Annotated in this window: 21 protein-coding genes; 10 read left to right on the forward strand and 11 right to left on the reverse strand. The window is 70.0% G+C overall.

The window, feature by feature from the left end; all coding sequences use genetic code 11:
* The first annotated feature begins 63 nt into the window (after window positions 1–63).
* The 3 genes from acnA (at window position 64) to AZOLI_RS11060 (ending at window position 3,684) form a co-directional block, all read left to right on the forward strand.
* Complete coding sequence (gene acnA, locus AZOLI_RS11050) at window positions 64–2,751, forward strand: aconitate hydratase AcnA (RefSeq protein WP_014248720.1); 2,688 nt, start codon at window positions 64–66, stop codon at window positions 2,749–2,751.
* Between the two features lie 121 nt (window positions 2,752–2,872).
* Entirely contained in the window at window positions 2,873–3,205 is a 333-nt protein-coding gene (locus AZOLI_RS11055; protein ID WP_014248721.1) for a hypothetical protein, read from the forward strand.
* The gene (locus AZOLI_RS11060) at window positions 3,202–3,684 is read left to right on the forward strand and encodes a hypothetical protein (RefSeq protein WP_014248722.1); all 483 of its coding nucleotides are present in this window, start codon (window positions 3,202–3,204) and stop codon (window positions 3,682–3,684) included. The genes AZOLI_RS11055 and AZOLI_RS11060 overlap by 4 nt, the downstream gene beginning before the upstream one ends.
* A gap of 18 nt (window positions 3,685–3,702) precedes the next feature.
* Here AZOLI_RS11060 and AZOLI_RS11065 read toward each other — a convergent pair whose 3' ends face one another.
* Window positions 3,703–6,810: a PAS domain-containing protein gene (locus AZOLI_RS11065; protein ID WP_014248723.1), complete on the reverse strand. Its 3,108-nt coding sequence runs from the start codon at window positions 6,808–6,810 to the stop codon at window positions 3,703–3,705.
* 339 nt (window positions 6,811–7,149) lie between these two features.
* On the opposite strand from AZOLI_RS11065, the gene AZOLI_RS11070 reads away from it, so the two are divergent.
* Complete coding sequence (locus AZOLI_RS11070; protein ID WP_014248724.1) at window positions 7,150–8,184, forward strand: amidoligase family protein; 1,035 nt, start codon at window positions 7,150–7,152, stop codon at window positions 8,182–8,184.
* Between the two features lie 14 nt (window positions 8,185–8,198).
* Window positions 8,199–8,975 (forward strand): gamma-glutamyl-gamma-aminobutyrate hydrolase family protein, encoded by a 777-nt coding sequence (locus AZOLI_RS11075; protein ID WP_014248725.1) that lies wholly within the window; start codon window positions 8,199–8,201, stop codon window positions 8,973–8,975.
* A gap of 171 nt (window positions 8,976–9,146) precedes the next feature.
* Here the strand turns inward: AZOLI_RS11075 and AZOLI_RS11080 are convergent, their stop codons facing one another.
* Window positions 9,147–9,560: a hypothetical protein gene (locus tag AZOLI_RS11080; RefSeq protein ID WP_014248726.1), complete on the reverse strand. Its 414-nt coding sequence runs from the start codon at window positions 9,558–9,560 to the stop codon at window positions 9,147–9,149.
* A gap of 335 nt (window positions 9,561–9,895) precedes the next feature.
* Between AZOLI_RS11080 and AZOLI_RS11085 the strand changes: the two genes are divergently transcribed.
* Complete coding sequence (locus AZOLI_RS11085; protein WP_014248727.1) at window positions 9,896–11,491, forward strand: phospholipase D-like domain-containing protein; 1,596 nt, start codon at window positions 9,896–9,898, stop codon at window positions 11,489–11,491.
* Between the two features lie 93 nt (window positions 11,492–11,584).
* Here the strand turns inward: AZOLI_RS11085 and AZOLI_RS11090 are convergent, their stop codons facing one another.
* The 3 genes from AZOLI_RS11090 to AZOLI_RS11100 all read right to left on the reverse strand — a co-directional run bounded on the left by AZOLI_RS11090 (window position 11,585) and on the right by AZOLI_RS11100 (window position 13,665).
* A complete protein-coding gene (locus tag AZOLI_RS11090; protein WP_014248728.1) occupies window positions 11,585–12,355 on the reverse strand; it encodes an OmpA family protein in 771 nt (256 codons plus the stop codon).
* Window positions 12,352–12,891, reverse strand: a complete 540-nt coding sequence (locus AZOLI_RS11095) for a DUF4398 domain-containing protein (RefSeq protein WP_014248729.1) — start codon at window positions 12,889–12,891, stop codon at window positions 12,352–12,354. The genes AZOLI_RS11090 and AZOLI_RS11095 overlap by 4 nt, the downstream gene beginning before the upstream one ends.
* Window positions 12,892–13,029: 138 nt before the next feature.
* Entirely contained in the window at window positions 13,030–13,665 is a 636-nt protein-coding gene (locus AZOLI_RS11100; RefSeq protein ID WP_014248730.1) for a DedA family protein, read from the reverse strand.
* Window positions 13,666–13,822: 157 nt separating this feature from the next.
* Between AZOLI_RS11100 and AZOLI_RS11105 the strand changes: the two genes are divergently transcribed.
* From AZOLI_RS11105 to AZOLI_RS11115, 3 genes are all read left to right on the forward strand, one after another.
* Window positions 13,823–14,494, forward strand: a complete 672-nt coding sequence (locus tag AZOLI_RS11105; protein WP_014248731.1) for an NnrU family protein — start codon at window positions 13,823–13,825, stop codon at window positions 14,492–14,494.
* A gap of 80 nt (window positions 14,495–14,574) precedes the next feature.
* The gene (locus AZOLI_RS11110) at window positions 14,575–15,009 is read left to right on the forward strand and encodes a CBS domain-containing protein (protein ID WP_014248732.1); all 435 of its coding nucleotides are present in this window, start codon (window positions 14,575–14,577) and stop codon (window positions 15,007–15,009) included.
* A 35-nt stretch (window positions 15,010–15,044) separates the two neighbouring features.
* Window positions 15,045–15,311, forward strand: a complete 267-nt coding sequence (locus AZOLI_RS11115; RefSeq protein ID WP_014248733.1) for a DUF2934 domain-containing protein — start codon at window positions 15,045–15,047, stop codon at window positions 15,309–15,311.
* Window positions 15,312–15,329: 18 nt separating this feature from the next.
* Here the strand turns inward: AZOLI_RS11115 and AZOLI_RS11120 are convergent, their stop codons facing one another.
* The 3 genes from AZOLI_RS11120 to AZOLI_RS11130 form a co-directional block, all read right to left on the reverse strand.
* On the reverse strand, window positions 15,330–16,073 hold the full coding sequence (locus tag AZOLI_RS11120; protein WP_014248734.1) for a cold-shock protein: 744 nt from the start codon (window positions 16,071–16,073) through the stop codon (window positions 15,330–15,332).
* Between the two features lie 174 nt (window positions 16,074–16,247).
* Complete coding sequence (locus AZOLI_RS11125) at window positions 16,248–16,439, reverse strand: hypothetical protein (RefSeq protein WP_014248735.1); 192 nt, start codon at window positions 16,437–16,439, stop codon at window positions 16,248–16,250.
* Window positions 16,440–16,494: 55 nt separating this feature from the next.
* Window positions 16,495–17,082, reverse strand: a complete 588-nt coding sequence (locus AZOLI_RS11130) for a hypothetical protein (protein ID WP_014248736.1) — start codon at window positions 17,080–17,082, stop codon at window positions 16,495–16,497.
* 206 nt (window positions 17,083–17,288) lie between these two features.
* Between AZOLI_RS11130 and AZOLI_RS33620 the strand changes: the two genes are divergently transcribed.
* Window positions 17,289–18,203, forward strand: coding sequence for a solute carrier family 35 transporter (locus tag AZOLI_RS33620; protein WP_014248737.1), 915 nt, complete (start codon window positions 17,289–17,291; stop codon window positions 18,201–18,203).
* A gap of 9 nt (window positions 18,204–18,212) precedes the next feature.
* Here the strand turns inward: AZOLI_RS33620 and AZOLI_RS11140 are convergent, their stop codons facing one another.
* The 3 genes from AZOLI_RS11140 to AZOLI_RS11150 all read right to left on the reverse strand — a co-directional run bounded on the left by AZOLI_RS11140 (window position 18,213) and on the right by AZOLI_RS11150 (window position 22,535).
* Window positions 18,213–20,807 (reverse strand): hybrid sensor histidine kinase/response regulator, encoded by a 2,595-nt coding sequence (locus tag AZOLI_RS11140; protein ID WP_014248738.1) that lies wholly within the window; start codon window positions 20,805–20,807, stop codon window positions 18,213–18,215.
* 148 nt (window positions 20,808–20,955) lie between these two features.
* Window positions 20,956–21,606, reverse strand: coding sequence for a maleylacetoacetate isomerase (gene maiA, locus AZOLI_RS11145; RefSeq protein ID WP_014248739.1), 651 nt, complete (start codon window positions 21,604–21,606; stop codon window positions 20,956–20,958).
* 224 nt (window positions 21,607–21,830) lie between these two features.
* A complete protein-coding gene (locus AZOLI_RS11150; protein ID WP_014248740.1) occupies window positions 21,831–22,535 on the reverse strand; it encodes an ABC transporter ATP-binding protein in 705 nt (234 codons plus the stop codon).
* Between the last annotated feature and the right edge of the window lie 7 nt (window positions 22,536–22,542).

Here is a 22,542-nt window from a genome sequence, read left to right on the forward strand (position 1 = left end):
CCGAAGCGCTCTCCCAAGCGCCGCTCAAGGCGCGCGCCAGACCCAAAGCCAAGGAGGCTTCCCGTGACCACCTTCACCGGTCAGGATACGCTCAAGACCCGCCGCTCGCTCAGCGCGGGCGGCAAGAGCTACGACTATTTCAGCCTGAAGGCCGCCGAGGAGGCGGGTCTCGGCGATCTGTCGCGGCTGCCGTTCTCGATGAAGGTGCTGCTGGAAAACCTGCTGCGCTTCGAGGACGGGCGCACCGTCTCCGTCGACGACGTGAAGGCGGTGGCCCAATGGCTGGTCGACAAGCGGTCCGACCGTGAAATCGCCTATCGGCCCGCGCGCGTGCTGATGCAGGACTTCACCGGCGTGCCGGCGGTCTGCGATCTGGCGGCGATGCGCGAGGCGATGGCATCGCTGGGCGGCGACCCGGCGAAGATCAATCCGCTGGTGCCTGTCGACCTCGTCATCGACCACTCGGTGATGGTCGATTACTTCGGCGGCAACGACGCCTTCGAGAAGAATGTCGAGCTGGAGTTCGAGCGCAACCTGGAGCGCTATGCCTTCCTGCGCTGGGGCCAGAAGGCCTTCGACAATTTCCGCGTGGTGCCGCCGGGCACCGGCATCTGCCATCAGGTCAACACCGAATATCTCGCCCAGGTGGTGTGGACCGACAGCGACCCGTCGGGCAAGCCGGTCGCCTATCCCGACACGCTGGTCGGCACCGACAGCCACACCACCATGGTCAATGGGCTGTCCGTGCTGGGCTGGGGCGTCGGCGGCATCGAGGCGGAGGCCGCGATGCTGGGCCAGCCGATCTCCATGCTGATCCCGGAAGTCATCGGCTTCAAGCTGACCGGCCGGCTGAAGGAGGGCATGACCGCCACCGATCTGGTGCTGACCGTCACCCAGATGCTGCGCAAGAAGGGCGTGGTCGGCAAGTTCGTCGAGTTCTTCGGGCCGGGTCTGGACAGCATGACGCTGCCCGACCGCGCCACCATCGGCAACATGGCGCCGGAATATGGCGCCACCTGCGGCATCTTCCCGATCGACGCCGAGACCATCCGCTATCTGACCTTCACCGGCCGCGACCCCGACCGCGTGGCGCTGGTCGAGGCCTATGCCAAGGCCCAGGGCATGTGGCGCGAACCGGACAGCCCCGACCCGGTCTTCAGCGACATTCTCGAGTTGGACATGGGCACGGTGGAGCCGTCGCTGGCCGGCCCGAAGCGCCCGCAGGACCGCGTCGCCCTGTCGGGCATCGCCCAGGGCTTCGCCAAGGACATGACCGAGGCCTACAAGGCCGACGACCCGACGAAGGCGGTTCCGGTCCAGGGCGCCGATTACAGCCTGGAGCAGGGTGCGGTCGTCATCGCCGCCATCACCTCCTGCACCAACACCTCCAACCCGGCGGTGCTGGTCGCCGCCGGCCTGCTGGCCAAAAAGGCGGTGGAAAAAGGGCTGAAGCAGAAGCCGTGGGTGAAGACCTCGCTGGCACCGGGCAGCCAAGTGGTCACCGACTATCTCGCCAAGGCCGGGCTGCAGCCCTATCTGGACCGCATCGGCTTCAACATCGTCGGCTATGGCTGCACCACCTGCATCGGCAATTCCGGCCCGCTGCCGGAACCGATCGCGGCGGCGGTCGAGGAGGGCAACCTCGTGGTCGGCGCCGTGCTGTCGGGCAACCGCAACTTCGAAGGCCGCGTCAACCCGCACACCCGCGCCAATTATCTGGCCTCTCCGCCGCTATGCGTCGCCTATGCGCTGGCCGGCAACCTGAACATCGACCTGACCAAGGACCCCATCGGGACCGGCACCGACGGTCCGGTCTATCTGAAGGACATCTGGCCGAGCAACCGCGAGGTTCAGGACGCCATCGACGCCTCGCTGACCGCGGACATGTTCCGCAGCCGCTATTCCGACGTCTTCAAGGGGCCGGAGCAGTGGCAGGCCATCGCCACCGCGGAGGGCCAGACCTACCAGTGGCAGGAAGGCTCCACCTATGTGAAGCTGCCGCCCTTCTTCACCGGCCTGACCAAGACGCCGGACCCGGTATCGGACGTGCGCGGCGCGCGGGCGCTGGCGGTGCTGGGCGATTCGATCACCACCGACCACATCTCCCCCGCCGGCTCGATCAAGCGGACCAGCCCGGCCGGCGAGTATCTGCTGAGCTATCAGGTGCGGCCGCAGGACTTCAACAGCTACGGCGCCCGCCGCGGCAACCATGAAGTCATGATGCGCGGCACCTTCGCCAACATCCGCATCCGCAACGAGCTGATCCCCGGCGTGGAGGGCGGCGAGACCAAGCATTATCCGTCGGGCGAGCGGCTGCCGATCTACACCGCCGCCATGCGCTATGCCGACGAAGGCGTGCCGCTGGTCGTGGTCGCCGGCAAGGAATACGGCACAGGGTCGAGCCGCGACTGGGCGGCGAAGGGCACCCGGCTGCTGGGCATCCGCGCGGTGATCGCCGAGAGCTTCGAGCGCATCCACCGCTCAAACCTCGTCGGCATGGGCATCCTGCCCTTGCAGTTCAAGGACGGCCTCACCCGCGCCGACCTGAATCTGGACGGGTCGGAGACCTTCGACATCGCCGGCATCGAACAGGATCTGCGCCCGCGCAAGGATGTCACCCTGACCCTGACCCGCGCCGACGGCAAGGTCGAGACCTACCCGCTGCTGCTTCGCATCGATACGCTGGACGAGGTGGAGTATTACAGGAACGGCGGCGTGCTGAACTTCGTGCTGCGGAATCTGGCGAAGTGATCGCGCCCGCGCGGCATTCGCCACTTCATTCGTGAGCGAATGCCGCGTGGGGCGAAGTCTTGGTTGGACGGCACCTGTTCTCTTCTCCCTTGACGGGTGCCGCCCTGCTGGCTTAGGAAATGTGAACCGCGACCGGGAATTCCCGGTCGCTTCGCTTTTCGGCCGAACGGCCATCACCAGCCCGGCCTTGGATGCGGTTCCGGCCTGCATCTGGGCGGTTCAACATGGGTTGCTAAGCGACATGCCGAATCTTCAGGACGTGATGGACAACCCGCAACTGCTCGCGGAATCCATCGAACGAATGATGAAGTATCGTGAGACACGAGGCGAAGTGTGCCTGAACCACGGCATCCGCACGACCGAGGAACTTGACGCGCTGGTGCGTAATGCTTCCAAGGACGACGATGTGGACGTGAACGCCTACCGGCGGCTGCTGGGGCTTCCCCTCGAATGAAGAATGGCGACCCGGCGTTACCGGAGTTTTCCTTTTCCACCGACGTGTGGTCCAGGATATTCTCCGAGTATGTGCGCTTTCTGTGGAAGGCCTGCGGCGTTTTCGGACTTTCCCAGAAGCATATCGAATACAGCGACCGCGAACTTGCGCTGGCAGTGAAGGAAGCGGAGATCGACATCAGGGCAATGCTTGCCCGCCGCTCCAAATCACGTGGAGTGAGCCGCGGAAAGATCGCCGGGGTCCTGGCTTTCCGGCTGAGCCGCTTCAAGATCGTCCATTTCAAGGAAGAGGCCTGGGACAACAGCCACTTCCATCTCGTCCAGGAACTTGCCGCGACGCTTCTGGTGCGCAAGCTGTTCGTACAACGCCAAGTCCCGGAAGCGAATATCCTCGAACTCAGCTACCAGCTCTCGCGCCGGCACGCCAACCAGGAAACCGCCGGGCTGTTCTTCGACGCCTTCGTGGCGGAGGGCGGCTGACCTCCGCCTGCTCGCCTCTCACGCCGCCCCGGCGCTCGCCATCATGCGGCGGAGGTCGTTGGGGAAGACCGGCTTGTGCAGCAGGCGGAAGCCGCGGCGCTCGGCCTCTTCCTGGCGTTCGGAGCTGGTGTCGCCGGTCAGGATGATGCCGGGAACGGTCCGGCCCATCATGGTCTGGACCGCGATCACCGCCTCCGGACCGGTGCGGCCCTGCTGGAGCTGATAGTCGGCCAGAACGATCTGTGGGCAGCGTCCGTCGGCGCGCAGCCGCTCCAGCGCCTGGTCGCCCGACTTGGCGGTCAGCACGTCATAGCCCCAGCCTTCCAGGATCGCCTTCAAGCCGAGAAGGATGATCGCCTCGTCGTCGATCACCAGCACCATGCCCTTCGCATCCGCTTCCTTGCTGGGCGGGATCGCCGTCTTGACCGCAACGTCGCCACCCCCCGTCGCCCCCCGGCCCTTGCCGCCGCCGAACGCGCTGGCGATGGCGCTGATCGCTTGCCCCCGGTCGTTGGCGGCGGCGTTGGCCGCATCGTTGGCGGCGGAGCGGCGGGCCAGCGTCGCCGCGGCGGCTGCCGTGCCGCTGGCGGGACGGGCATTGCCCAGGATCACCCGCGGCAGTTCCACCGCGAAGACCGAGCCCTTGCCTTCCCACGACCGCACCGTCACCGGATGGCCGAGCAGGCGCGACAGCCGCTTGACGATGGCCAGCCCCAGGCCCAGGCCGCGCTCGCTGCGCTCGCCCAGCTGGGTGAATTCCTCGAAGATGTCCTCCAGCCGGTCGGCGGGGATGCCGGCGCCGGTGTCCCACACCTCCACCCGCATGCCCGACGGCGTGCGGCGGCAGCCCAGCAGCACCTTGCCGCTGCTGGTGTAGCGCAGGGCGTTTTCCACCAGATTGCGCAGGATGCGCTCCAGATGGGCCGGGTCGGTGCGCACCCAGGCGCGGGTCGGCACGGCGCGCAGCTGCAGCCCCTTCTGGGCGGCGCGCGGGCCGTATTCGGCGACCAGACGGCCGAGCAGCTGGTTCAGCCGCACCTCGACCGGTGCGGCGACGATCTTGCCGGATTCCAGCCGCGACATGTCGAGCAGGCCGTCCAGCAGGCCCTTCAGCGTGTCCAGCCCCTGACGGATGTTGTCGAGGATCGGCAGCGCCGGGTGCCCCTGCAGCCGGTCGCTCAACGCCGCGGTGAAGAGGTAGAGCGACTGGACCGGCTGGCGCAGGTCGTGGCTGGCGGCGGCCAGGAACTTCGATTTGCCCTCGTTGGCCTGATCGGCCTCTTCCCGCGCACGGTGCAGTTCGGCCTCGGTCTTCTTGCGGTCGGTGATTTCGACCGCGGCGCAGGTGACGCCCTCCACCCGGCCGGAGGGGTCGCGCAGCGGATCGACCGTCAGGTCGAAGAAGCGCTCCTCGCCCTTGCAGCGGATGCGAACCTCCTCCCGCGCGCCGATGCCGCTCTCCATCACGCGGCGCTTCAGCGCCATCAGGGTGTCGGCCTCCTCGCCATGGTCGAACAGGTCGGCGTCGGTGCGGCCGATCATCGTCTCCGGCGAGAAGCCCAGCAGTTCGGAATGGGACCAGGTGTAACGCAGGTCGCGGTCCTGGTTGAACACCGCCACCCCCGAATTGCGCAGGCCGGTGCGCACGCGCTCCTCGGCGACGCGCAGGGCCTCCTCGGTGCGCTTGCGCTCGGTTATGTCGATGCCCGAGGCGATCAGGTGGGTGACATGGCCGTCGCCATCGACCATCGGGGTCAGGTTGACGTCCACCGTCATCTCGCGCCCGTCGCCCAGCCGCAGCCCGGAGTCGAAGCGGGAGGAACGGCCGTGCGCGCCCAGCGCCAGCGCCTGGCGCAGCCGTTCGCGCCCGGCGGCGTCGAAGGACAGCCAGCAGATCTGGTCGAAGGGACGGCCGACGATGCGGGCGGCCGGCAGCCCGGCGGCATCGGCGGCGGCGCGGTTGACCTGGGCCACCGCCCCGTCCGGCGTCAGCACGCCGACATAGGCCGGCAACGCGTCCAGAACGGCGCGGATATGGCCTTCCGACTGGCGCAGCGCCGCTTCGCGCGCTTCCAGCCGGTCGGCCATCATGTCGAAGGCATGGCCGAGCTGGCCGATCTCCGACGAGCGGTCGGACAGCTTGACGCGGGTGGCGGTCTTGCCTTCGCTCCAGTCGCGGGCGGCGCAGACCAGCGCGTCGACGGGGCGGCGGATGAACAGGGTGCCGCCGATCCAGGCGGCGGCGGCGGCGACCAGGAAGCCGGACAGGGTCATCAGCAGCCCGTCGCGGGTGGCGCGGTCCACCGCCCCCATCGCCGCAACGCGGTCGACGCCGACGCTGATGAACAGGTCGCGGATCCCGGCGGTAGGCGGGGAGAAGGCCAGGATGCGGGACACGCCGTCCAGTCCGGGCAGCATCGTCACACCCATGTCGGTCGCCGACAGCAGCGGCAGGTGGTTGTCCGGCAACCGCTCGCCGGCGCGGCCCTGGGCGCCCGGCAGCTTGACCAGGATGGTGCCGGACCGGTCGGCGACGGTCAGGGCCGTGTTCTCCGGCATCGGGTGGGTGGCGAAGATCGAGATCAGCCGCGGCACGTCGAGAGACAGGGCGATCACGCCGGCCCGCTTGCCGTCGGCGTCGGTGTAGGGAACCGCGACCGGAAGCTCGCCGCCGGAGATACCGGACTGGGTGATCGTCCATTCGCCGACGACGAAGCGGCCCTGGGCCATTGCCCGGCGGAAATGCGGCTGGGAGGTCAGGGAGACGCCGATGCGCGACGGGTCGGCGCTGCACTTGATGCGCCCGCCGGCATCGGTGACCGACAGCGTGCGGTAGTCGGCGGAGCGGGCGGACAGCCTCTCCAGATAGGCTTGGCAACGGGCGACCTCGCCCCCGCTCCCGTCTCCGCGCAGGAAGGGAGCCTCCGTCACCGCGGTGACCATCAGGCGGGCGCTGTCCAGGATGCGGACATGTTCGCTCTCCACCTGACGCAGCAGCCGTTCGGCCTGGAGGGTGACCTCCGCCTCGCGCTCCGCCCGCTGTTCGAGCACGCTGTAGATCTGGATACCGATCGCCGGCAGCACCGCGAGCAGGACCAGGATGAAGAGGCGTGCCAGAAGGGTCATGGCGTAGACGAGGCTCCCACCGCGAAGCCGACCGGATGGCGCACCAGGCGCGCCACCGTGCCGCTTGCCTACCGCTATCGCACTTATGGTTAAGCGCCGGTTAATTTAGAAAACAGTTGGGTAGATCACGCAAAATCCTCCCGAACAGAAGCAAGAAACGCACTCAAGAATGCCGATCGATCAGCCACATTTGCATCGAAATTCAAAACATACCCCCAAGGAGTGGTTATCGCCGAAAGGAGTATGCCCTTGCCACGACCTGGGCTTCGCACCGTCGGCGCGGGTCTGGATTTCCGGCCTGCGGGAACAGCGCCGGGAATGGAGTGTTGATGGCTTGCAATGACCCATCCCTTCTTCCTCCCCCCGCTCCGCACCACCCCCCAGGGCACGCCGCGCCGCGTCGGGGTGGAACTCGAATTCGCCGACCTGGACGCGCCGTCGGCGGCGTCCTGCGTGCGCGAGCTGTTCGGGGGGACGGTCACCGTCGAAAACCCGCACCGCTGTCTGGTGACCGGCACCGCCCTGGGCGACTTCACGGTGGAGCTGGACATGCGCTCCGCCCATCCCGGCAAGGGTGGGGCCGCGGTGCTGGACCCCTTGCGTCCGCTGTGGGGCAACATCGGCAGCTTGGTGATGCCGTTCGAGATCGCCGCCCCGCCGGTGACGATGGAGCGGATGGCGGACCTGGAGAGGCTGGTCGCCTGCCTGCGCGACCGCGGCGCCGCCGGGACGGAGGCCAGCCCGTTCTTCGCCTTCGGCCTGCATTTCAATCCGGAGGTGGCGCGGACGGACGGCGACTATGTGCTGGACCACCTGAAGGCCTTCCTGATCCTGGCGCCCTGGCTGCGGCGGGAGATCCGCGTCGATCCGACCCGCCGCCTGTCAGGCTTCATCGCCGCCTTCCCCGCCCCTTATGCCGCCAAGCTGGCCGATCCGGCCTATCGCCCCGACCTGGGCGGGCTGATCGACGATTATCTGGCCGACAACCCCACCCGCAACCGCGAGCTGGACCTGTTCCCGCTGTTCGCCCATCTCGATCCCGACCGTTTGGCGAAGGCGATGGAGGACCCGCATATCCGCCCGCGCCCGACCTTCCATTACCGGCTGCCCAACGCGCGGCTGAGCGATCCGGACTGGTCGCTCGCCGCCGACTGGAACCGCTGGGTGGCGGTGGAGCGGCTTGCGGCCGACCGCGCCCTGCTGGACGGGCTGGGTGCCGAGTACCGGCAGATGGCCAAAACGCAGGCGCCCGATCGCTGGGCCGAGCGGATCGACGGCTTCATGGCCGCGAACCCCGTCATTCATGGCCCTCCCAGTGAGGAGGAAGACTCGGGGGATGACGCTGCGGACGGCACCCTGCGGCAGGCCGGCTGAAAAGGGAGCGTGCCATGGCAGCCGTCATCGGAAGGTCCCGGCCGCTGGTCGGCATCACCGCCTCCGTCCATGGCAGCCGCATCGCCGCCATGGCCAACCGCCTCGCCCTGTGGCGAGCCGGCGCCGCGTCGGTCCGCATCACGGCCGAGGCGCCCTTCCCTATCGACCGGCTGGACGCGCTGGTGGTCGGCGGCGGCGACGACATCGACGCGGCGCTCTACGGCGAATCCGCCCGGCCGCACATCCGCATCGATCCCGAACGCGACCGGCTGGAGATGCGCGCGCTGGACTGCGCCGCCAAGCGCGGCCTGCCGGTGCTGGGCATCTGCCGCGGGTCGCAGATGATCAACGTCCACCGCGGCGGCTCGCTGCACGTCGACATCCACGAGGTGTACGAGGAAGCGCCGCACATGCGCACCGTGCTGCCGCGCAAGCGCATCCGCATCGAGCCCGACAGCCGGCTGTACTGCATCCTCGGCATCGCCGAATGCCGGGTGAACGCCCTGCACCACCAGTCGGTGGACCGCGTCGGCGACGGTCTGCGCGTCGTCGCCCGCGAGCGCGCCGGCATCGTCCAGGGCATCGAGGCACCCGACGAGCCCTTCATGATCGGCGTTCAGTGGCACCCGGAATATCTGGTGGCGGACAGCCGCCAGCAGGGCCTGTTCCGCCGGCTAGTCGCCACCGCCATGGGCGCCGCCCCGCTGGACGACATCGCCGGAACCGCGCAGCCGGGCGCCGAGCGGATCGAAGCCCCACCCGACCGCCGGCCGGTGCGGGCGCAGGGCTGAAGCCTTCCGGCTTCCCGGCGGCCACGGTGCTTTTCCTCCGCCTCGCGCGCCCCGTCGCGCCATCCTCTTCGAGGACGCTCCGCTCCGAAGCCGGGCAGGTCGAAAACGACGCGGGCGCCGCCGGAGGGATGGCTCCGGGGCGCCCGCGGTGTCATGGCCGCTATGCGGACGTTACTGTTCCGGGCCGCAGTTCGGGGTGCCCGGCGGGCAGTGGGTGCCGGTCGCGGTCTGGTTGTCGCGCGGGATGTTGCTGCTGGTGTTGTTGCCCATGCCCGACGGCGCGGTGGTCACGCCCGGCGTCGACGAACCGGACATGCTGCCGCTGGAGGTGCCGGTCGAGCCCGAGGTGCCTGGGGCGGGCATCGGACCGCCGCTCGTCGCGCCGGCCGACGGCGAGGTGGTGGCGCCCGGCGGGGTGCGGACGACGCCGTCCGGACCGGTGGAACCGGCGCTGCCGCTCGGCGCGGTATCGTAGGCGCCGGGGCTCTTGAGGGCGCCGGGGTTGCCTTGCTGGGCGGTCTGCGCCATGGCCGGAGCAGCCATCAGGAGAACCGCCGAAACGGCGCCGATCATCAGGTTACGCATCCTCGAACTCCTTCATGGTGGCAACGCCTCGCAGTCGGGCGTCTTTCGGATCGGGGCGGATGGCGGACCCTCATCGCGTACCGCGTTGGCGTCGCGCTTGCCGGCCGGGCCATCGCCTCTTTCACCGGGATCAACAGGTCAGTCCGACCATGGTTTCGGTCGATGGAGGCGCAATTTTCAGGAATCCGCGGCAAAAACGTAGCCGGAAGGTCCCCCTTCGGCATGCCCCCGACACACCGGGCCTGCGGCGGGAACAACCGGCCCGCGCCGGGGTTCAAGCCGCGAGGCGGACAGTTTCCATGCGTTTCCGCCGTGCCCGGAGTCGATTTTTCCCGATGAAGCTCAATCCTTCCGCCCCGCCGATCCATTCCCCACAGCCCGCAGCCGGGCCGGTGCTGCGCCCCGGCGTCACCTGCTGGCGGACGGAGCGGGCCGGGCGGGTGGCGGTTCTCGTCGACGGCGCCGATTATTTCGTCGCCGCCCGCGCAGCGATGGAAAAGGCGCGGCATTCGATCCTGCTGGTCGGCTGGGACGTCGATCCGCGCATGCGGCTCGATCCCCACAGCCCGGAAACGCTCGGCCGCTTCCTGGCCCGGCTGATGCGGTCGCGCCCCGGCCTGCATGTGCGGGCGCTGAAATGGGACATGCCCTTCCCCATCGCGCTCGACCACCCGCATGAACCGCTGGAGCGCTGGAACCGCAACACCGGCCGCCGGCTGAACGCCCGGCTGGACGGGGAGTTGCCGGTCGGCGCCGCCCAGCACCAGAAGATCCTGGCGGTCGACGACGCGCTCGCCTTCTGCGGCGGCATCGACTTCTCCTTCGACCGCTGGGACACGTCGGAGCATCGCGACGACGACCCGCGCCGCCGCGGCCCGGACGGCGAGCCCTACGGCCCCCGCCACGACGTGATGATGATGGTCGACGGCGATGCCGCCCGCGCGCTGGCGGAACTGGCGCGGGAGCGCTGGCGCTGCGCCACCGGCGAGGTGCTGGAGCCCTGCCCGCCTCCTGATCACGACCCCTGGCCCGACTGCCCGCTGCGCGACTGCTCCCACCCGGTGCTGACCGACGCGGTGGTCGGCGTGTCGCGCACCGTGCCGGAGACGGACGACAGCCCGGCGATCCGCGAGAGCGAGGCGCTGACCTTCGCCGCCATCGCCGCGGCGGAGCGGACCATCTATCTGGAAAACCAGTATTTCGCCTCCGCCCGCGTCGCCGGCGCGCTGGCCCGCCGGCTGGCCGAGCCCAACGGGCCGGAGGTGGTGGTTGTGGTGTCGATGGAAAGCCCGAGCTGGTTCGACCGCATGGCGATGGACACGCCGCGGTCGGTCGCCCTGCGCTGCCTGCGCGAGGCAGACCGCTTCGGCCGCCTGCGCGCCATGACCCCGGTGACCGAGCAGGGGGCGCCGGTGATCGTCCATTCCAAGGTGGTGGCGGTGGACGGCCGGCTGCTGCGCATCGGCTCCTCCAACCTGAACAACCGCTCGATGGGCTACGACAGCGAATGCGACCTGACCATCGAGGCGCCGGAGGAGGACGGTCCCGAGCGCGACCGGGCGGCGGACGCCATCGCCGGCGTGCGCAACCGCCTGCTGGCCGAGCATATGGGCATCGACCAGGACCGGCTGGAGGCCGAGCTGCGGGAGACGGGAAGCCTGATCGCCGCCATCGACCGCCTGTGCCGGCAGTCCGGCCGCCGTCTGGTCGACCTTCCCACCACCGATCCCAGCCTGACCGAACAGGCCTTCGCCGCCCTGCGCATCGCCGATCCCGACGATCCGGAGGAAGCCTGGGCGCCGTGGAAGCGCCTGCCGGCACCGCCGCGCTCCGCCTTGCGCGTGGCCGCCGCGGCGTTGCTGACCGTGGGTCTGGCGGCGGGTGCGTGGGGAGTGTTGCGGGCGGTGCGGAAGGAGGAGCACGGTCGGTAGGGCATTTCATCCTAAAGCCAAGGCCCCCTCCCCCGCTGCGCGCGGAGAAGGGGGCCTTGTGCGAGGCGGTAAGGAGGGGCCGCGGCGCCCCCTTTAGCGGGTCTGCGCCACCGTGCCGTCGTCGGAAATGATGATCTCGACGCGGCGGTTCTGCTGGCGGCCGGCATCGTTGCTGTTGGAGGCGACGGGCTGCGCCTCGCCCATGCCCTGGGTGACGATGCGCGACGGCGACACGCCACGCGCCGACAGGGCGTCGCGGACGGCCTGGGCGCGGGCTTCCGACAGGCGCAGGTTGGTGGTGTCGCTGCCGGTGTTGTCGGTGTGGCCCTCGATCCGCACGGTGCGTGCCGGATGCGCCTGCAGGAACTGGGCGAGCCGGTCCATGCGCTCATAGGCGCCGGGGGTCAGTTCCGCCCGGCCGGTGGAGAACAGGATGTCGCCGAGCGTCATGACGAGGCCACGCTCGGTGCGCTGGGCCTGCAGGTCGCGCAGCTGCTGCTCCAGCTCGGTGTTGCGGGCCTGGAGGCGGTAGGTGTCGGCATTGGCGACCACGGTCTGCGCACCCTTCACCCCGGCCGTCTCCTGCGCGATCTGCACGCGGCGGCTGACGAGATAGGCCTGATGATCGACCTCGGAGGCGTCGGCGCCCTGCTCCCGCAGCGCCTCGGCCCGGCGCAGCGCCTGCTCGGCGTCGCGCAGCTGCAGCGGGGCGTTGCCGGCGATCTGCGGGTTGGCGGCGGCGAGGCTGTAGTCCTGGCGCGCCTGGGTCAGGGCGGCGCTGTCGGTCGGCTGGGTGGCGCAGCCGGCAAGGCCGAGCCCGAGGCCGGCCAGCACCAGAAGGGTGCGGGGGGCGAAGCCGTTCATTGACGCACCTCCGGATGGTTGTAGCCCCAGCTGTTGCCGGTGCTGGTCCCGAGCGAACCTGCGGGCGCCGGCGGGACGGCGGACGGCGCGGGGTGGCTGGAACCGCTCATGCCCGAAGCGCCATGGCTCGAGCCGCTATAGACCGGTGCGGCATTGGGCGCAGTCGCCGACTGCGGCGTGTTCGGGGTGGCGGAACGGCGGACTGCGGTGGCAGCCTGCTGGGTCACCGCGCGCTGCGAGGTCACCGTCGCCAGTTCGGCATCGACGCGGGCCTCCTCGGCCAGACGGCGGGCGCGGGTGCGTTCGTCGGCGCGCATCGCCATGTCGGCGGCGGCCAGCTTGTCGCGGGCGCTCTGCAGGGCGACCGGCGCATATTGCAGGGCGTTGGCGCGCTCGGCCTCCTGCACCGCCTGGGAGGCGGCGCCGAGCTGTGCGGTGGGCGGCGGTATGTCGGAGGCGCAGGCGGCCATGCCGAGCGCCGCCGACAGGACGGCGGCGGCACGCCACCGGTTGGTCGTTGCGGAATTGCGGGTCATCGCATTGGGTCCTTTCGGAAGCGGCTCATGCCGGAAATCCTGGCCGACGCTGCTGGCCGTAAGGCCATGTCCGTTCGGGTGGTTCGTGCCTCCAACGTGCAAGCGGGCATGAAGGTTCCGTGGCGGTTCAACGGTAAATCAGCCGCCGCGCGGCATCCCGGCCTGTGCCGCACGGCGGCTGTCGCGGCGGTGGCGGACCAGCCGCAGCACATAGGCGCCGATCAGGGCGACGAACAGCAACAGCGTCGCCGGCACCATCAGGTCGGCGATCCAGGGGAAACCCACCCGCACCAGATAGCCGGTGCAGGCCAGCACCAGCGACCACAGCGTCGCCCCCGCCGCGGCATAGAGCAGGAACACCCCCATCGGCAGCCCGCAGGCCCCGGCGGGGACGGAAATCAGGGTGCGCAGGCCCGGCAGGGGCTGGCACAGCAGGACGGCGAGGCCGCCGCGCCGGGCGAACCATCCGGTGGCGCGGTGGACCTGTTCCGGCTTCACCGTCAGCCAATGGCCGTGACGGCCGAGGAAGGCCTCGAACCGCTCGCGTCCCATCCAGTGCGCCGGCGCATACCACACCAGTTCCCCCACCGCGGAGCCGAGCCCGGCGGCCAGCGCCACCAGCAGCAGGTTGAACTCCCCCGTCGCCGCGCCCATGCCGGCCAGCGGGATCACCGTCTCCGCCGGGATCGGCGGCAGCGCGCGGGCCAGGATCAGCATCAGGAAGATGCCGAGATAGCCGAACTGCTGCACGATCTGGATGATCCACTCGGTCATTCGCTCGATGGGTTTGGCGGTGAAATGGGAAGTATCGATACTGTGAACCGCGCGACCGGCGTGGGCGTTCCCCCTTCTTGACCAGCCCCCTCTTGACCCGCCCCTCTTGACCCGAGTCAAGGCGCGGCTCGTTCATCCACGGTTTAGTGTCTCCATCATGACCGCATCCCTCGCCCTCGCCGCCGCCCTGCTGTTCCTCAGCCATGCCCTGCCGTCCTGGCCGGGGGTGCGGCCCGCCCTGATCGCCCGGCTTGGCCGCGGCGGTTTCGTGACGATCCATTCCGTCGGCTCGCTGCTGACGCTGACCCTGTTCGTGCTGGCCTATCGCGCCGCCGATGGCGGGGAGGTGCTGTTCACGCCCTTCGACTGGGCGGCGCCGCTGGTCGCGGTGGTGATGCCGGTGGTCTTCCTGTTGCTGGTCGCCCGTGTCACCACCCGCTTCGGCAGCCAGAGCGAGCCCAACCCGCCCCGCGGCATCTTTCGCCTGACCCGCGCGCCGGGCAGCCTGGCGCTGCTGCTGTGGGCATGTGCGCATCTGAACGCCACCGGCGACGGGCGCCGCGCGCTGCTGTTCGGCACCATGGCGGCCATAGCGCTGTTCGCACTGGTCAAGAACGAGATCGTCCTGGGCCGCAGCCCGGCCGGCCGCGCCTTCCGGGCGGAGACCTCGCTGCTGCCGCTGGCCGGACCCCAGGGGGTGCGCGGCGCGCTGACGGGACTGGCGGAAATGGGGCCGGCGCGATTGGCCGGGGGGCTGGCCGCTTATGGGGGCATGCTGTTGCTGCACCCCTGGCTCTTCGGGGTGGATCCCCTCTACTGGATAGGTTGAGCGCGACGGTGGACTGGCGCATCTGTTGAGACGGGACTGGAGTACCGCGCCTCACCGCCACTGTGCCAGGAAGCCCCCGCATGAAAATCCGCGAGATCATGACCCGCGACGTGCAGACGGTCCGGCCCGACGACAGCATCCGCCGGGCCGCGCAATTGATGGACCAGTTGAACGTCGGCATCCTGCCCGTCTGCGAAGGGCGGGATTTGGTCGGCGTGGTGACCGACCGCGACATCACCGTCCGCGCCATCTCGGCCGGAAAGCTGCCCGACCGCTGCAAGGTGGCGGAGGTGATGACCGCGAATCCCCGCTATTGCTACGAGGACGACCCGGTCGGCAGCGTCACCGAACTGATGGCCGGCCAGCAGATCCGGCGCGTGCCGGTGGTCGACCGCAACGACCGGCTGACGGGCATCGTCTCGCTGGGCGATTTGGCAACCGAAGCCAAGAACGACCGCGCCGTGCAGGGCGCTCTGGAGCGGATCTCCTCCCCCTCCCAGCCGGACCGCAGCTGACCGGCCCGCAACCCATCGAAGTGGAACCGACCATCATGGAACACACACTGGGTCCGGACGACCCGCGGGTCCGCGAACGCGCCCATCGGCTTTGGGAAGACGAGGGGCGGCCCGAAAACCGCCATCTCGACCACTGGGCGCAGGCCGCCCGCGAGATCGAGGAGGAGGACCGCCGCAACTCGGGCGGTCCCCGCGTCAACAGCCCGGACGCCGGGCTTGCCGTCCCCGACGACCCCGCCGCCCGCAACCAGCGGGAAGCGGCGGAGCATCTGGGGCAGTCCACGGTACCGTCCGACCGGTAGGCCGGGCGGCGGAAGCGGTCACTCGACTTTGAGGCTGACCGCTTCCATGCCCTTTTCGGTCTGGCGGACGGTCATGCGCACGCGCTGTCCGTCATCCAGGCCGCGCAGCCCGGCACTCTCCAGCGCGCGGGCCGGGATGAACACGTCGCGCCCGCCGCCGTCGGGCTGCGCGAAGCCATAGCCCTTGCCGCCGTTGAACCACTTCACGGTGGCGCCCATCTCGCTGGTCGGGCCGCTGGCCTGCTGCGGCCGACCGGGACCGCGATCCTGGAACCCGCGGCCCTGGCCACGATCCTGGAAGCCGCCGCGGTCGCCGCCCCGATCCCCGAAATTGCGGTCACGCGGACCGCCGGCATCGCGGCGCGCGCCGAACCCGCGATCCCCACCCCGATCACCAAAGCCGCGGTCACCGCCCCGATCCCCACCCCGATCGCCGAAGCTGCGCTCGCCGAAGCCGCGGTCGCGACCCTGCGGACGGGCCGGGGCGGCGGCGGTGGAAAGGTCGACGGAATGCAGGACGCTGACCTGCTGGCCCTTGCGATCCTCGACGATGTCGACGACGACGGTGGCGCCGTCCGGCAGGGTGGTATGGCCGGCGGGCACGACGAGCGAGGCCGGCAGCAAGGCGTCCTTGCCGCTGTCCCCGACCTTGACGAAGCCATAGCCGCGTTCGGGGTTGAACCATTTCACGGTGGCCGTCACCTGGGTGGCGACGACGTTGGGCTGACGATAGACGTGGCTGCGGGGCGGCTGATTGTACATGGGAAACCCGAACTCCGGCGAACAGAAGCGGCGCCCGCACCGGTCCCGACATGGACCGGCGGACGCCAACCCCTGACACATCGCCCGTCCCGGCGGCTTTGGCAAGTCGGGACCGCTCCGAATAGGCCGGACAGGCTGTAAAATCTCACGGCCGGGGCCTCAGCCCATCGGCCGTCAGCCCATCAGGCGATCCATCAGACGGTCGGGCACCGGCGGCGGTTCGCGCGGCGGCACCGGGATGGGGGCCGGCGGCTCCCCCAGCGGCGGGCGGGACGGATCGCCCGGCACCGGCTCGTCGGGACCGACCGGGGGAATGGACGGCTCGCGCGGCGGAGACGGCGGAAAAGGACCAAGGCTGAACTTCATGCTCGGTGTCCTGCAGCGGTGAAAGGGCAGCGGTGATTGGAAGGAGCGCGGCGGGTCAGCCGCCCTGCCCGCCGGGCGCCGTCTGCGACAGGCGGCGGGCATCGTTCAGGCTTTGCATGCAGCGGGCCTCGTCGCCGTCGCGGGCGGCGCTGCGGGCCGCCGTGACCAGGGCCTCCAGTTGAGCATTCCTGGCCGCCTGCCCCATCAGCCCGTTGGCCCCGCCGGAGCCGCCGGGTCCGCTGTCCGGCATCGCGCGGGAGTTGGCCTGCGGAGCGACGGAGGGGGCGGTCGGCATGTTGCTGCCGATTGCCGGAGGTTCGATCACCGCCTGGTCGCCGACGGCGGGCGGCGCCACCATGCCGCCGGATTGGGCAAGTTCCTCGCTGCTGGTGCCCGCTCCGGAACCGGAGCCCAGCTCGTCGCGCGGGGTCGAGCCGGACAGGCCGGGTGCCGGGCCGTCGGGGACGGCGACCGGCGGCGGTTCGGTCGACAGGCCGCGGTTTGCCGCGAACTGCTCCACCATCGCGGCGCATTCGGTTTGCGTCCCGGTCTGTGCGGCGGCCGGCTGGACGGCCAGTAGCCCGGCCGCCACCGCAAGCGCGAGGGGGGCGATGGCGCCAAGCCTCGTGAAATCTGTCCGCATCGGTCGCATCCTCCTCGGTTGGCTGTGCCACGGACGGCGTAGGTCAACCGACTCAACGGCGTGCGGCCGGGCCAAGTTCCGATGGCCAAACTCGGATGGCCGGGCGGAAGAGGGATCCGGCCATGCAGCTTGCTCATTTCGCGGGCAGTCGCCGGGTGCTGTAGAGTGCCGGCCTCCACCCTCAACCAACGGTTCACAAGCCCATCATGATCGCCAATATGGCTGCGCTCGGCGCGGCGCTGTGCTGGGCCGCGGGCGGCCTGATCGCCATCGGGCCGGTGCGGGTGCTCGGCTCCATCGCGTTCAACCGCGTGCGCCTGACCATCGTCGCCGCGGTCCTGCTCGTCGCCACCACGCTGCTGGGCGGCTGGGAGACGCTGGACACCGGCGCGGTCCTGACGCTGGCCCTGTCGGGGGCCGCCGGCATCGTGATGGGCGACATGGCGCTGTTCTGGTCGCTCAGCCGGCTGGGGCCGCGGCGCAACGTGGTGATCTACGCCGCCAACGCGCCGCTGACGGCCCTGCTCGGCTACACCCTGCTGGGCGAGGCGTTGGGGACGTGGACGACGCTGGGGATCGTGCTGGTGACGCTGGGGGTGATGCTGGCGGTGGCCCTGCGGTCCGGCTCCACCCACAATTGGGAAGCGGTGCAGGGCAGCCTGCTGGCCGGCGTCGGCGTCTGTCTGGTGGCGGCGGTGGCGCAGGCGGTGGGATCGGTGATCGCCAAGCCGGTGATGGCGGCCGGTGCCGATCCGGTCGCGTCGGCCACCGTGCGGGTGACGACGGCGGCGCTGATGTTCACCGCCATCGGCGCCCTGTCGGCGCTGCGGGGCGGCGATGCCGCGGCGGCCGGCGGCGGCCTGTTCCTGCCGCGGGGCCTGACGCCGAAGCTGGCCCTGCAGGTCGCCGGCAACGGGCTTCTGGGCGTCGGTCTGGGGATGACGCTTCTGCTGGTCGGGCTGGCCCACGGCAATGCCGGGGTGGTCGCCACCCTGTCGGCCCTGAGCCCGGTGCTGATCCTGCCGATGATGTGGCTGATGACCGGCCAACGCCCGTCGCTGGGCGCCTGGGCCGGCGCCGCGGTCGCCGTGGCCGGCGTCGCCCTGATCGTCAACCGATAGACGCGGGCCTCAGCGCACCTGCTCCACCGCGACACCCAGGGTGGGAAGCGCCGCCTGGAGCGCCGCGGAGGCGCGGTTGACGGAGTCGCGCAACTGCACCTTGAGGGCCGGCACGTCGGGGCGGTCCTGTTCGCAGGCATGCTGCAGCTTGCGGGCCAGCCGCGACAGTTCCAGCAGGCCGACATTGCCGGCCAGCGACACCATGGCATGGGCGTCGGCGGCGGCGTCCTTCATGGTCTCCGCCTTGCCGATGCGGTCGGCGCGCAGGGCCAGTTCCGCGAGCGTGCCGGTGACGAAGCGGGGAAGCACGTCGGAGCCCAGCGTATCCGCCAGCGTGTCCAGCGTGGCGCGGTTCAGCACCGGCGCGCTGTCGGAGACCGGAGCGACCCCGGCCAGCACGGCCGCCTCCTCCGCATCGCCGCCGGGCCGGGCAGTATCCGCCGCAGCCCCCGCCGCAGCCTTCGCGTCTGCATCCGCCTTGGCCTCCAGCCAGCGGTCGACCGCCGACAGCAGGGTGTCGCGCTCGATCGGTTTGGTCACATGGTCGTTCATGCCGACATCCAGGCAAAGCTGCAGCTGATCGGTCAGCGCGTTGGCGGTCAGCGCGATGATGGGCACGCTACCCCGCCGTCCGCCCAGCTGACGAATCGCCGCGGTCGCCTGCAGGCCGTCCATCCGGGGCATCTGCATGTCCATCAGGACCAGATCGAACTCGCCGCCGCGCACCGCCTCCACCGCCAGAATGCCGTCCTCCGCCACCTCCACCGTGTGGCCGGCCTTGCAGAGGATGGAGGAAGTGACGATCTGGTTCATCGGCACGTCCTCGGCCAGCAGGATGCGGGCGCTGCGCCTGGCCATCCCCTCCGCCCGCTGCTCCGCCGTGTGGCTGGGGGCCGCCTCCACCGGCAGCGGCAGCTCGAACCAGAAGGTGCTGCCGACGCCCGGGCTGCTCTGTACGCCGATCCGGCCGCCCATCAGTTCCGACAGCTGTTTGGAGATGATCAGCCCCAACCCGGTGCCGCCGAATCGCCGCGTGGTGGAACGGTCGCCCTGGCTGAAGCGCTGGAACAGGTTCGTCAGATCGGCCGCCGGGATGCCCGGTCCGGTGTCGCTGACGGAGAAGCGGACCAGGGCCGGAGCCTCCTCGCCACCGCCGCCCGCCTCCCCCGACAGCAGGCCGACGGAAACCAGCACCGATCCGCGTTCGGTGAACTTCACGGCATTGCCGACCAGATTCAGCAGGATCTGGCGGATGCGCGCCTCGTCGCCGCGGACGAAGCGCGGCACCGTGCTGCCCAGCGACAGCTGCAGCAGCAGTCCCTTCTGCGAGGCGGCATTGCTCATCAGGTCGCGGCAGTCGCGCAGCAGCCGGTGCAGGTCGAAGGCGCGCTCCTCCAGCTCCAGCTTGCCGGCCTCGATCTTCGAATAGTCCAGGATGTCGCCGATGATCGCCAGCAGCCCGCGCCCGGCCTCGCGCTGGAGCGAGACATACTGGCGTTGTTCCGGCGTCAGGTCGGTGCCCAGCAGCAGGTCGGCGAATCCGATGACGCCGTTCAGCGGCGTGCGGATCTCGTGGCTCATGGAGGCCAGGAATTCCGATTTCACGCGGTTGGCCGCCTCGGCCTCGGCGCGGGCGGCGGACAACTCCTCCTCATAACGCTTGCGCTCGGTCACGTCGCGGACGACGCCGATCACGACGAACATGCCGTCGGCCCCCACCGTGGGGCGCATGCTGGATTCGACCCACAGGTAATGGCCGTCACGGTGGCGCAGCCGGTGGGTGAAGGTGACGGGCGGCGACCCCGGCTGGATGCCGGCGAAGGCCATCGCCGCACTTTCCAGATCGTCCGGGTGCAACAGGTTGGCGGGGGCATGGCCGACGAGTTCCACGGGATCATGGCCCAGGATGTCGCGCACCGATGGCGACAGATAGCGCACCGATCCGTCCGCCTTCATCTCCAGGATCATGTCGGTGGCGTTGTCGGCCAGCAGGCGGTAACGGGCCTCGCTCTCGCCCAGCCGCTGCTCAGCGCCATGATGGCGCTGTTCGCGCAGCAGCAGGATGCCGAGGAACAAGGTGCCGAGCGGCACGATGGCAAGCATGGGCGCCGCCGTCCGCTCCGCCACCTGAAGCGCCAGATCCAGGCTGGGAAGCAGGACGAGGGTACAGAGCGACGCCAGCCCCAGAAGCAGGCCGAACAGCAGGAGCGACATCGCGCCCAGCGCGACGCGGCGCCTTTTCACCCAGACCGAGAAGCCGACGCCGACCAGGAAGGACAGCCCGGCATTGGCGATCCCGGCCTCCATCCCCGCACCGCCCAGGGAGAAGCGGTAGCCGGCCACGCTCGCCGCCGCCATCGCCGCGGAGATCGGCCCGCCGAACAGGGCGGACAAGCCGATCAGCGGGGCCCGCGCATCGATGAAGATGCCCGGTCCGACATGGATGGGGTGGACCATCGAGAACAGGGCGGTCAGCGCCATCACCGCGCCGAAGACGGCCTGGCGGGTGAACTGGCTCCAGCCGCCGGACCGGCGGATCAGGAAGGTGTAGGCGAGAACGACGAAGGCGCTTGCCGCGATGTTCTCGGCAAGATCGTAGGCCATCGAAGAAAAGTTGCCCAACATCGCCCGGCCGTCGTCCCTACATCGCTCCACCTACCTCTATACCACGGAAGGATGCCGCGAAACCGCTAACACCAATGATGGGATGTGATTTGAACGGGACAACAGCCGGATGCCCGACGCCCACGCCTCAGGCGTCCGCGTCGGGCTGGCCGTCGGGAGCGGCGGCGGCGAAGGCCGGCAGGGCACGGCATGCCTCGTCGATGCGCAGCAGGGTCGGATAGCCGTCCAGCGGGCAGGACAGCCGCCGCGCATTGAACACCTGCGGCACCAGCAGGATGTCTGCCAGTCCCGGCGAATCGCCGTGGCAGAAGCGGCCGGTGCGCGGATCGCCGGCCAGATGCGCCTCCAGCGCCGTCAGCCCGACGGCGATCCAGTGGCGGTACCAGCCGTCGACCTCCTCCTGGCTGTGGCCCATCGCCTTCAGCCGGCCCAGCACCCGCAGATTGTTCAGCGGATGAATGTCGCAGGCCACCGCCAGCGCCAGCGCCCGCACCCGCGCGCGGCCCAACGCATCGGCCGGCAGCAGCGGTGGGCTGGGATGCGTCTCGTCCAGATACTCGATGATGGCAAGCGACTGGGTCAGCACATGGTGTCCGTCCGGCCCGTCGACCTCCAGCGCCGGCACCAGAAGTTCCGGGTTGAGGTCGGCATAGGGCGGCTTGGCCTGCTCGCCGCGGCGCAGATGGACGAAGGCCTGCTCCGGCGCCAGCCCCTTCAGGTTCAGGGCGATGCGCACGCGGTAGGCGGCGGAGGAGCGGAAGTAGGTGTGGAGTTTCACGGGCTTGGGTCCGCTAGGTTGATGCTGCGCTTGCCCCCACCCTGACCCTCCCCCGCTCTCAGCGGACCTACGGTCCGCCTGCCGCGTCAGCACAAAGCATAGCTTTGTGCGAGAGCTGGGCGGGGGAGGGAAACAGGAGCTTTGTCGGGGGTCGGCGGCAATCCCTCCCCCGCCCAGCGGGGGAGGTTAGGTGGGGGCATTCGAAGCCGACACTCTACCAACCCTCACAGCCCCAGATAAGCCTGCCGCACCCGCTCGTTGCTCAACAGCGCGGCACCGCTGTCGCTCAGCACAATCTCGCCGGTCTCGATCACATAGCCGCGGTCGGCGATGGCGAGCGCCGCATGGGCGTTCTGCTCCACCAGCAGGATCGTCGTGCCCTCGCGCTTCAGCAGCTGCACGGCGTCGAAGATCTCCGCCACCAGCAGCGGCGCCAGCCCCATGCTTGGCTCGTCGAGCAGGAGCAGGCGCGGCTTCGCCATCAGCGCGCGGGCAAGCGCCACGATCTGCTGCTGGCCGCCCGACAGGGTGCCGGCAGGCTGGTCGCGCTTGACCTTCAGCACCGGGAACATCTCGTACAGCCGCTCGATGTCGTCGTCGGGCTTGCCGCTGCCGCGGCGGTAGGCGCCGAGGCGGAGATTGTCCTCCACGCTCTGCGGGCCGAACAGCTGCCGGCCCTCCGGCACCTGCACCACCCCTTCGGCGACGCGGCGCGAGGCCTTCATCCGGGTGATGTCGCAGCCGTCGAAGGTGATGCGCCCGCTGCTGGCGGGATGGACGCCGGACAGGGTGCGCAGCAGCGTCGTCTTGCCGGCCCCGTTGGCACCGACCAGCGCCACCAGCTCGCCCTCCCGCACGGACAGGCTGGCCGATTTCAGCGCGTGGATGCGGCCGTAATGGCTGTTCAGGCCATCGATTTCCAGAAGCATGTCCGGG

It is taken from the genome of Azospirillum lipoferum 4B (assembly GCF_000283655.1).
In the GTDB taxonomy this organism is placed as follows: Bacteria; Pseudomonadota; Alphaproteobacteria; order Azospirillales; family Azospirillaceae; genus Azospirillum; species Azospirillum lipoferum_C.